Origin of the sequence: Actinomadura roseirufa, from assembly GCF_900659635.1 — a bacterium.
GTDB classification, from domain to species: domain Bacteria; phylum Actinomycetota; class Actinomycetes; order Streptosporangiales; family Streptosporangiaceae; genus Spirillospora; species Spirillospora roseirufa.
This window is the reverse complement of record NZ_CAACVB010000281.1, coordinates 1-9228: the sequence shown is the minus strand read 5'-3', so window position 1 is coordinate 9228 and position 9228 is coordinate 1. Positions and strand designations below refer to the sequence as shown.

Annotated in this window: 10 protein-coding genes and 1 pseudogene; 7 read left to right on the top strand and 4 right to left on the bottom strand. The window is 73.8% G+C overall.

The annotated features are described in order from the left end of the window. From E1291_RS34970 to E1291_RS34960, 3 genes are all read left to right on the top strand, one after another. A partial coding sequence (locus E1291_RS34970) for a response regulator transcription factor (protein ID WP_131742345.1) occupies positions 1-296 on the top strand: 296 nt, incomplete at its 5' end. 324 nt (positions 297-620) lie between these two features. Next, positions 621-1709 (top strand): alpha/beta hydrolase, encoded by a 1089-nt coding sequence (locus E1291_RS34965; protein WP_131742344.1) that lies wholly within the window; start codon positions 621-623, stop codon positions 1707-1709. Then, positions 1709-4213, top strand: a complete 2505-nt coding sequence (locus E1291_RS34960) for a GMC oxidoreductase (RefSeq protein WP_242614569.1) — start codon at positions 1709-1711, stop codon at positions 4211-4213. The genes E1291_RS34965 and E1291_RS34960 overlap by 1 nt, the downstream gene beginning before the upstream one ends. Before the next feature lie 99 nt (positions 4214-4312). Here E1291_RS34960 and E1291_RS34955 read toward each other — a convergent pair whose 3' ends face one another. Both E1291_RS34955 and E1291_RS34950 read right to left on the bottom strand, forming a co-directional pair. Further along, complete coding sequence (locus E1291_RS34955; RefSeq protein WP_131742343.1) at positions 4313-4771, bottom strand: SRPBCC family protein; 459 nt, start codon at positions 4769-4771, stop codon at positions 4313-4315. A gap of 145 nt (positions 4772-4916) precedes the next feature. After that, positions 4917-5489 carry a CGNR zinc finger domain-containing protein gene (locus tag E1291_RS34950; RefSeq protein ID WP_131742342.1) on the bottom strand — a complete coding sequence of 191 codons (573 nt, stop codon included), beginning with the start codon at positions 5487-5489 and terminating at the stop codon, positions 4917-4919. A gap of 70 nt (positions 5490-5559) precedes the next feature. Between E1291_RS34950 and E1291_RS34945 the strand changes: the two genes are divergently transcribed. Next, the gene (locus E1291_RS34945; protein ID WP_242614568.1) at positions 5560-6330 is read left to right on the top strand and encodes a class I SAM-dependent methyltransferase; all 771 of its coding nucleotides are present in this window, start codon (positions 5560-5562) and stop codon (positions 6328-6330) included. A 53-nt stretch (positions 6331-6383) separates the two neighbouring features. Here the strand turns inward: E1291_RS34945 and E1291_RS34940 are convergent, their stop codons facing one another. Together E1291_RS34940 and E1291_RS34935 are read right to left on the bottom strand one after the other, a co-directional pair. Next, complete coding sequence (locus E1291_RS34940; protein WP_131742341.1) at positions 6384-6812, bottom strand: PPOX class F420-dependent oxidoreductase; 429 nt, start codon at positions 6810-6812, stop codon at positions 6384-6386. Positions 6813-6926: 114 nt separating this feature from the next. After that, on the bottom strand, positions 6927-7613 hold the full coding sequence (locus E1291_RS34935) for a nucleotidyl cyclase domain-containing protein (RefSeq protein WP_131742340.1): 687 nt from the start codon (positions 7611-7613) through the stop codon (positions 6927-6929). Between the two features lie 354 nt (positions 7614-7967). On the opposite strand from E1291_RS34935, the gene E1291_RS34930 reads away from it, so the two are divergent. The 3 genes and pseudogenes from E1291_RS34930 to E1291_RS34920 all read left to right on the top strand — a co-directional run. Continuing rightward, positions 7968-8588, top strand: a complete 621-nt coding sequence (locus E1291_RS34930; protein ID WP_131742339.1) for a sigma-70 family RNA polymerase sigma factor — start codon at positions 7968-7970, stop codon at positions 8586-8588. Beyond that, positions 8585-8941 carry a zf-HC2 domain-containing protein gene (locus tag E1291_RS34925; protein WP_131742338.1) on the top strand — a complete coding sequence of 119 codons (357 nt, stop codon included), beginning with the start codon at positions 8585-8587 and terminating at the stop codon, positions 8939-8941. The genes E1291_RS34930 and E1291_RS34925 overlap by 4 nt, the downstream gene beginning before the upstream one ends. Next, positions 8938-9228: pseudogene (locus E1291_RS34920) on the top strand (hypothetical protein); the annotation flags it as partial. The gene E1291_RS34925 and the pseudogene E1291_RS34920, both read left to right, overlap by 4 nt.

The window sequence follows — 9228 nt, the reverse complement described above, 5'->3', positions numbered from 1 at the left end:
AGGCCGTCCGGGAGCAGCGGCGGCTGGGGGTGCGGGTGCCGACCGGCGGCCGGTCCGCCGGCCGGGCGGCGGGCGGCGCCGCCAAGGGCGACACGCCCTTCGGGCTGTCGCCGCGGGAGCTGGAGATCGCGACGCTGGTCGCCGAGGGGTGCAGCAACCAGCAGATCGCCGAGCGGCTGTTCCTCAGCGTCCGGACGGTCGAGACGCACCTGTCCCGGGTCTTCGCCAAGATCGGTGTGACCTCGCGGGTGGGGGTGGCGACCGCGATGAACCGCGCCGACGACCGCGCGGGCTGACCGCGCGGGCCGGCCGCGCCGGCGGGCCGAGCCCGCGGGAACGCGCCGCCTTAGACGCCGCCCGCGGGATCCGCGGGGGTGAGAACGGCGTGCGAAACCTGTCCTGTACGGGCCACGCGCGGCTTGAACCGGTTTCCCCCCGCGAACGTCCGAACCGTGTGTCCGGAACGTCCTTGAACCACACCACCCGATTTCAACTCATACCCCACGTACGTACTGTTCGTGGACACGGGCTCCGGACGCGCGAAGTACGAGTTCTCCACGATGACGCGCGGATATCCGTGTTTGGCAAGGTTGAGCACGTCGAAAGGCGGAGGGGTACGGATGGAAACGATCACACGGTTCACGCACAGGGGCGTCGACGACGCCGAGATCTCCGTGCACCCCTTCGCGACCACCGACGGGCTGGGCCTGAACCTCACCCGGTTCCGGCGTGAGGACTGCGACGACGTCGTCCTGCTGGTGCACGGCCTGACGACCTCCAGCGACATGTACGTCATGCCCGAGCACGACAACCTGGTGAACTTCCTGCACGACGCCGGTTTCGGCGACGTGTGGGCCCTGGACTTCCGGATGAGCGGCCGGTTCCCCTACGACACCGAGACGCACCGCTACACGCTGGACGACATCGCGCACTTCGACCACCCGGCGGCGATGGCGGAGCTGCGCCGTCACATCGGGGACCGGCGGGTGCACGTGATCACGCACTGCCTGGGCGCGGTGACGTTCTCGATGGCCCTGTTCGCCGGCACCGTCACCGACATCGCGACCCTGACCTGCAACAGCGTCTCGCTGATCCCGCGGACGCCGCTGTGGTCGCGGATGAAGCTGCTGGGGGCGCCGCCGCTGCTGGAGTACGTCCTCGGGCTGCCGTTCCTCGATCCGCGGTTCGGCAACGCCCCGTTCCTCACCCGCGGCTGGATGATCTCCAAGGCGATCGCGCCGTTCCACCGTACGTGCGACGAGCCCGCCTGCCACGTCCTCAGCCTCATGTGGGGCGGCGGCAAGCCGATATACACGCACCGCAAGATGTCGCCGGTCACCCACGGCCGGCTGCCCGACCTGTTCGGGGCCTGCGGCGTCCACTACTACCGGCACGTCCACAAGATGGTGAAGGCGGGCCGGGCGGTCAAGTACGACCGCCACGACCGCAGGCACGCCGGTCTCCCCTACGACTACCTGTCCCGGGCCGCGGACGTCACCACACCGATCCTGTTCCTCACCGGAGACCGCAACCACGTGTTCACCGACTCCAACATCGTCTGCCACCACACCCTCGAGTCGATCACGCCGGGCCTGCACGAGCTGCAGGTCGTCCCGGGGTACGGCCACCAGGACGCGTTCATGGGCGCGCGGGCGGCGGCCGATGTCTTCCCCCACGTACTCGACTTCCTCAAGAGGAAGGCAGGCTGATGGCGCGCACGCGCGGGGCGAACGCCCCCATGGAACACGTCGAGGCCGTGGTGATCGGCTCGGGGTTCGGCGGCTCGGTCGCCGCGTACCGGCTGGCCGAGGCCGGGCGGTCGGTGGTCCTGCTGGAGCGGGGCCGACCGTTCCCGCCGGGCAGCTTCCCGCGCTCGCCCCAGCAGATGGGCCGGGCGTTCTGGGACCCCTCCGAGGGCCTGTACGGCATGTTCGACGTGTGGAGCTTCAAGGGCTGCGACTCGGTGGTGTCCTCCGGGCTCGGCGGCGGCTCGCTGATCTACGCCAACGTGCTGCTGCGCAAGGACGAGCGCTGGTTCGTCCACGACGAGATCCTGCCCGGCGGCGCGCACGCGCCGTGGCCGGTGTCGCGCGCCGACCTCGACCCGCACTACGACGCGGTCGAGGCGATGATGACCCCGGCGCCCTACCCGCTGGACCGGGCGCCGTTCGACGACACGCCCAAGACGCACGCCATGCAGGACGCGGCGGCCGAGCTCGGGCTGGACTGCGCGCTGCCGCCGCTCGCGGTGAGCTTCGCCTCCCGGCCCGGGGACGCGCCGGGGCTGAGCCTGCCGATCGCCGACCCCGAGTACGGCAACATCCACGGCGTCGGCCGGCGGACGTGCAAGCTGTGCGGCGAGTGCGACATCGGCTGCAACGAGGGCGCCAAGAACACCCTGGACCACACCTACCTGTCGGCGGCCCACCATCACGGCGCCGACATCCGCACCTCCCACGAGGTCAAGGCGATCCGGCCGCGGCCGGGCGGCGGCTACGAGGTCGACTACGTCCACCACGCCGACCTGACGGCGACGTCCAGGGGGCGGGAGGTCGTGACGATGTCGTGCGACCGGCTCGTCCTGGGCGCCGGCACCTACGGCACGACGTTCCTGCTGCTGAAGTCGCGCGCGGCGTTCCCGGGGCTGAGCGAGGCGCTCGGCACCCGCTTCAGCGGCAACGGCGACCTGCTGACGTTCCTGCTCAAGGCCAAGGACCGCAACCGGGTCCGGCCGCTGGACGCCGCCCGCGGCCCGGTGATCACCAGTGCGATCCGGCTGCCGGACGAGCTGGACGGCGTGCCCGGCGCGGGCCGCGGCGCCTACATCCAGGACGGCGGGTACCCGGCGTTCACCGACTGGATCGTGCAGGGCTTCGACGTCGGCAACGAGATCGAGCGCGCGGTGAAGTTCCTGTGGAACCGCTTCACCGAGTTCTTCCGGGACGCGCCGGACACGAACCTGTCGAAGGAGCTGTCCGACCTGATCGGCGACGGGGCGCTGACGGTCAGCTCGCTGCCGCTGCTCGGGATGGGCCGCGACACCGCCGACGGGATGCTGAACCTGCGCGACGGCCGGCTCGCCGCCGACTGGACGACCAGGACGAGCGAGGCGCACTTCCAGCGCGTCCGCAAGACCATGCAGGGCATCGCGGACGTGCTCGGCGCGGACTACGCCGACAACCCGATGTGGTTCCGCAAGCGGATCATCACCGTGCATCCGCTGGGCGGCGCCCCCATGGGCGCCCATAGAGGCGAGGGCGTCTGCGACGCCTTCGGCGAGGTGTTCGGGTACCCGGGCCTCTACATCGCCGACGGGGCGGCGATGCCCGGTCCGGTGGGCCCGAACCCCTCGCTCACGATCGCCGCGCAGGCCGACCGCATGGCCACGCGGCTGCTGGAGAGCGTGCCCGCACGCGGGGGTGCGGGCGCGTCCACCGGCACCGTTCCGGCCGAGACGGGGGGTGCGACGGTCGCGGGGACCGAAGCGCCCGCCGGCGCGGGGGGTGCGACGGTCGCGGGGACCGGCGCACCGGGCGGGGCGGTCAACGGCAGGGCGTACGGTCCGGATTCGGGGAGCAATGGCGGCGTCGGGGGATCGTCCGCCGCGGCGCCGGACCGTACGTCGCTGTCGTTCACCGAGGAGATGAAGGGGTTCGTCACCTACGGGGTGGTCGACCCGCGGGCCGGGGAGCTCGCGGACGGGCGGGAGCGGCTGTCGTTCCGCCTGACCATCACCGCGGAGGACACCGACCGCTTCCTGGCCGAGCCCGGGCACACCGCGCGGGCCGAGGGATGGATCGACGCCGCTGGCCGCGGGGGCCGGCGTCCTGTCCAGCGGGGCTGGTTCAACCTGTTCGTGCCCGACGGCTCGGACGATCGCCGGCTGATGAAGTACCGCCTGTACTTCACCGACGGCGAGGACCGGCCCCGCACCCTGACCGGCCACAAGAACGTGCTGCACGGCCCGCCGACGCGGATCTGGCCGGACACGTCCACCCTGTACGTGCGGCTGCTGGAGGGCCACGTCGCCGAGGAGGACGAGGACGGCGCCGCGGTGCTGGCGGCGGGCGTGCTGCACATCCAGCTCACCGACTTCGCCCGGCAGCTGACCACCTTCCGCACGGCCGGACCGGACGGCGCGGGCAAGCTGATCGACTTCGGCCGGTTCTTCGCCGGCGAGCTGTGGGAGGTCTACGGCCCCGATCCCGTCTAAACGGGGACCGTCACGAACGTGCGAGCCGAGAGAACTGCGGGGTGCTCTCGGCTCGTACTCTTTTCTTTGAGGGCGCATCTCACCAGCGCACGATCGCAGTTAGATATCGGCGGCCAGCCGGGCGGGGCAGGGGCCGTGGCAGTGTTCGGCGTGGCCGGGCAGCCAGCGGATGAAGGCGACCAGCATCAGCCGCAGGGCGCCGCGCAACAGCGGGCCGGTGCCGGGGACGAGCGGCTCGAACCTGGCCTGCCAGCGGATGCGGGTGCCGTCCCCGGCGGCCTCCAGGTGGACGTCGGAGCGGTAGCGGCGGACCGGCAGCCCGGCGAGCGCGATGTAGGCGAAGTGCCGGTGCGGGTCGCAGGCGACGGTCTGCTCCCGGGCGGGCCAGATCCTCTTGACCGTCCCGACGCCGTAGGTGGTGGTGTCGCCCAGGCGGACCTGGCGCGCGGGCATCGGGAACCGGCCCCAGGCCCCCCACGCCTCGGGCACGATCAGGTGCCGGAACAGGTTCTCGGGTGTCGCGGTGGTGGTGGCGGTGGCCTCGATCTCGTACGGCATGCGTGTCACTCCCCCGTGCTGATTACCGAACGGTAGCCAGCGGTGCGCCGCCGCCACAAGGACCGCCTCCGGCCACGGGGGCATCACCGGTGCGCCCGGCGAGACTCTCCTCCGCCCGGCTCGCCCGCGGCGGGGCCGTCCGGGGTCAGCCGGTGTGCGCGCGGGCGCGGAACGCGGCGGTCTTGACGCGGTTCTGGCAGGCGGTGGAGCAGTACCGGCGGGTGCCGTTGCGGGAGGTGTCGACGTAGACCCGGTCGCAGTGCGCGGCGGTGCACACCCCGAGACGGTCGTGCAGCTCGCCGCCGATGACGACGGCGAGGCCGGTGGCGCAGGGGCCGGCCCAGTCGTCGGCGAGGCCGCCGCCGGCGCCGTGGAAGTGCACGTGCCACGGCTCGCCGTCGTGCCGTTCCAGCCGGGGGCGCGCCTGCGTTTCCTCCAGCATCCGGTTGACGTGCCCGGCGGCGGCGTCCAGGTCCCCGTCGGCGACCGCCTGGAACACCAGCCGCAGCCGGCGCGCGACGGGGACCAGCTCCGCCGTCCCCGCCGCCGTGACGCGGGCGCGCGGGCTGACGCCGCGCAGCACCTCGGTGACCTCGTCCGCGAGCGCCTCCGGTCCGGGCGGGGTGTAGCGGCGGCCGCGGCGCTCCCCCTCGGTGAGCACGTTGACCAGGCCCGCGGCGGCCATCACCACGGCGTCCGCGTGACTATTGAAGTTCACTTGACCAGTTACTCCGTCCCGGCTTAGCTTGTAACCATCCAAAGGCTATATGACAGTGACAGGAGGAGACATGACCCTGATCGGCCGCGAGTCCGCCGACGAGTGGATCGCCCGCTGGGACGTCCAGCAGGAAGGGTACGTCCCCGACCGCGAGGAGCGCTTCACCGCGATGATCGACGCGGTGGAGGCGGCGGCGGGCCGGCCCGACCCGCTCGTGCTGGACCTCGGCTGCGGCCCCGGCTCACTGGCCGGGCGCATCCTGGACCGCCTCCCCGCGGCCACCGTCATCGCCATCGACGCCGACCCGCTGCTGATGTCGCTCGGCCGCGCCGTGCACGCCGGGCGGGCCGGCCTGACCTTCACCGAGCTGGACCTGCGCGAGCCCGGCTGGGCGGCCCGGCTGCGGCTGGACCGGCAGGCCGACGCCGCCGTCAGCACCACCGCGCTGCACTGGATCTCCGCCGAGAACCTGCGCGTCACCTACGCCGAACTGGCCCGGGTGCTGCGGCCGGGCGGGCTGTTCCTCAACGGCGACAACCTCTCGGTGGACGACTCGGCGCCCCGCCTGGCCCGGCTGGAGGTCGCGCTGCGCGAGCGCGAGGGCGCGCGCCGCCGCACCGGCGACCGCCCGGAGGACTGGCGGGAGTGGTGGGAGGCGATCGCCGCCGACCCCGAGTTCGCGAGCCTGCACGAGCTGCGAGAGGAGAGCGTCGCCCACGACGGCTCGGAGTCGCGGCTGCTGTCCACCCACGCCGCCGCGCTGCGGCGGGCGGGCTTCGCCGAGGTCGGCACCCTCTGGCAGCGCGGCGACAACCGGCTCCTGGCGGCCCTGCTGCCCTGACCGCCGCCGCCCGCGGCTCGGCCGTCCCCGTCCCGGATCCCGGGCGGGGAGGGTCAGGGGCGGGCCTGGCCGTAGAGGTGCTCGACGGTGATGCGGACGGCGACCCGCCCGTCGGCGACCATCGCGCGGCGGTAGTCGTCCCAGTCGGGGTGCTCGCCGCGGATGGCGCGGTAGACGTCGATGAGCTCCTCCACGGCCGCGTCGCCGGGCTCGGCGGCGACCTCCGACAGCTCGGCGGTGCCCTCGGCGACGGCCCAGGACCAGCCGTCGGCGGTGCTGACGTGCAGGCTCGCGCGCGGGTCGCGGCGCAGGTTGCGGGCCTTGGCCCGGTCCGCGGTGATCGACACCCGGATCAGCCGGCGGCCCTCGTCGAAGTGATAGTTGACGTTGGACAGCTGGGGCCGCCCGTCGCGTTTGAGCGTGGCGAGGATTCCGAGGTCGTGCCCGGCCAGAAGCTTCACCAGCGCCGCGTCGTCCGCCATCGTGCGCCTCCCTGGGATATGGGACGGGCCGGCCCGGGACCTACCCGGCCGGCCCGCCGGATACTCAGGGCACAACCCCGGGAACACCGGATCGCTTCCCCCGCGCCGCCACGGCTACCGGACGGCCAGCGCCGGGAAGTCGAGGACGTGCGCGTCGGCGGCGGGCGGGCCGTCCGGCCCGCTCCGCTCCTCGCCGGGCGCCTCGCCGCCGCGGGTCGCGCGGCCGGTCAGGACATGGCCGCGAAACGTCGCCCCCTTCGCGGTGACCTTGATGGCATGGAACGCCTCCGGGGGCAGCGCGCAGAACCCCGTCTGCACGACGTCCTCGAACAGCGAGTCCGAGACCACGTAGGCCAGGTCGCGGCCCGGGTCGTCGACCAGCAGCCGGCGCAGCGGCGCGGCGTCCAGCAGCCGCTGCACGACGATGGGCGCGTCGCCCGCCGGCCCGAACGGCCCCGCGGTGAGGGTTCCGTGGTGCAGCGAGAGCCGCACCCGCAGCCGGAACCGGGCCGCGTCGCGCCGGTTGACCTCGCGGAGCGCGTCCGCGAGCCCGAGGGCGAAGTCGCCCGCCACCAGCGCGGGGTCGGTCCCCACGGGCAGCGTCGCGAGCTCGCCGTCGCCGCCGACCTGCTTGTCCCAGCGCTCGCGGTCGAGCCCGACGCCGCGCGCGGCGCGGTCGAGCGCGTCCGAGAGCTGACGTTGCGCGAGCAGTTGCTCGCGCGTGTCGCGCTTGCTGTAGCCCTGGATGTCCACCGCCAGCAGCAGACGGTAGGACAGCCGTCCTTCCCTGTTCCCTTTCACTCCCGATCCGCCCCTCGGTCGTCCTCCGGGCAAACAGGGCCGGGTGCCCGCATTCGCCCCATAAATGTGGAGTGAGTGTTGCCAGGTGGAGGATGCCGTGGTGGTGCCGGGTGTGCTCCCTCCGCTCTCGTGTGACGCTCTCGGCACCACATTCGACGTGACGAACACCGCACGGGCCTCAGAAGGTTATGAATTCCTAGCCAACTGGTAAGGGCCCGCCGGGACTCCCCCTGCCCCGGACCGTTCCGATCCGCGCCGCCCGCCCTTTGAACCGTTCCGGGTCGCCGCGCCGTACTGCCCCCCGACGTGACCCCTGGCTCACGGTCCCCGCCCCCGCACCAGCCGGAGACCCCGATGGCCCATCGCTCCCCCTCCGCGGCACCGCCCGCACCGCCCGCCGCCCGCGCGTGCCCGCCCGCGGGCACGGGGCCGTGGAGCTGGTTCCGCGGCCCGCGCCCCGGCGGCGCGGTGGACGAGCAGGTGATCGTCACCGAGCTGTACGGCGTGTACGGGCGCCCGCTGCTGTCGTTCGTGCTCCGTCTCACCGGCGGGGACCGGCACTGGGCCGAGGACGTGGTGCAGGAGACGATGATCCGCGCCTGGCGGGGCGCGCACCGGCTCGACGCCGAGGCGCCCTCGCTGCTGCCGTGGCTGGCCACGGTCGCCCGCCGCATCGTCATCGACGACACGCGGCGCCGGAACGCGCGGCCGCGGGAGGCGGGCGAGGGGCCGCTGGAGAATCTGCGCGTCCCCGACGGGCTGGAGGACCTCCTGCGTTCGGTCGTGGTGTCGGATGCCCTGCTCGCGCTGTCCCCCGCCCATCGCGAGATCCTGGAGGAGACCTTCTTCCGGGACCGGACGGTCAACGAGGCCGCCCGGCGCCTCGGCATCCCCGTCGGCACCGTGAAGTCCCGCGTCTACTACGCGCTCCGGGCACTGCGGGTGGCCCTGGAGGAGAGGGGCGTGACCCCGTGAACGCGCGGCCGCCGCACACCGACGCCGGCGCCTACGCCCTCGGACTGCTGGAGGACCGGGACCGCCGCGCGTTCGAGGCGCATCTCGCGGCCTGCGCGGCCTGCCGCGAGGACCTCGGCGCACTGCGCGCCCCGGCCCGCGCGCTCCAAGCCCTGGCGCCCCTCCCCACTCCACCCGTCTCCTCCGCGCGGGTGAGGCCGGGGGCGGGGAGGTCGCGGCGGGGGGCCGGGAGCGTGCGCGGCGGCGTGGAGGGAAGGGCGGGCGGCGCGCGCCCTGCCGACCGTCCCCGCGTGATCAAGGCGCCGGACCGGTTTACCCCCTGGCACGGCCGCGGCCCTAGGCTGGGACGGTGAGCGCGACCCGACCGTCTTCTCCGCCCCCGCTGATGCTTCCCGGCCTCCGCGAGGTGTACGAGGCGTACGTCCGCGAGTCCGGCGCGCTGGTCTCGCTGCCCGGCGCCCTGGAGGCGGAGGTGTGGACGTCCGCGCAGCTCGGCGGGCTGGAGGCCGCCGCCCCGCACGCCGAGGGCCGGCGCGCCGCGCTCGGCGACCTCCTCACCTGCCTGCGGGGCGCCGCGACGCCGGGGGCACGCGCGTTCCTGCGGGCACTGGCCGCGATCGGCCCGGCGGAGGTCCGCCGG

Coding starts and splice junctions, on each gene's coding strand:
- E1291_RS34965 (WP_131742344.1), top strand. CDS start 621: ATGGAAACGATCACACGGTTCACGCACAGGGGCGTCGACGACGCCGAG.
- E1291_RS34960 (WP_242614569.1), top strand. CDS start 1,709: ATGGCGCGCACGCGCGGGGCGAACGCCCCCATGGAACACGTCGAGGCC.
- E1291_RS34955 (WP_131742343.1), bottom strand. CDS start 4,771: ATGCCGTACGAGATCGAGGCCACCGCCACCACCACCGCGACACCCGAG.
- E1291_RS34945 (WP_242614568.1), top strand. CDS start 5,560: ATGACCCTGATCGGCCGCGAGTCCGCCGACGAGTGGATCGCCCGCTGG.
- E1291_RS34940 (WP_131742341.1), bottom strand. CDS start 6,812: ATGGCGGACGACGCGGCGCTGGTGAAGCTTCTGGCCGGGCACGACCTC.
- E1291_RS34930 (WP_131742339.1), top strand. CDS start 7,968: ATGGCCCATCGCTCCCCCTCCGCGGCACCGCCCGCACCGCCCGCCGCC.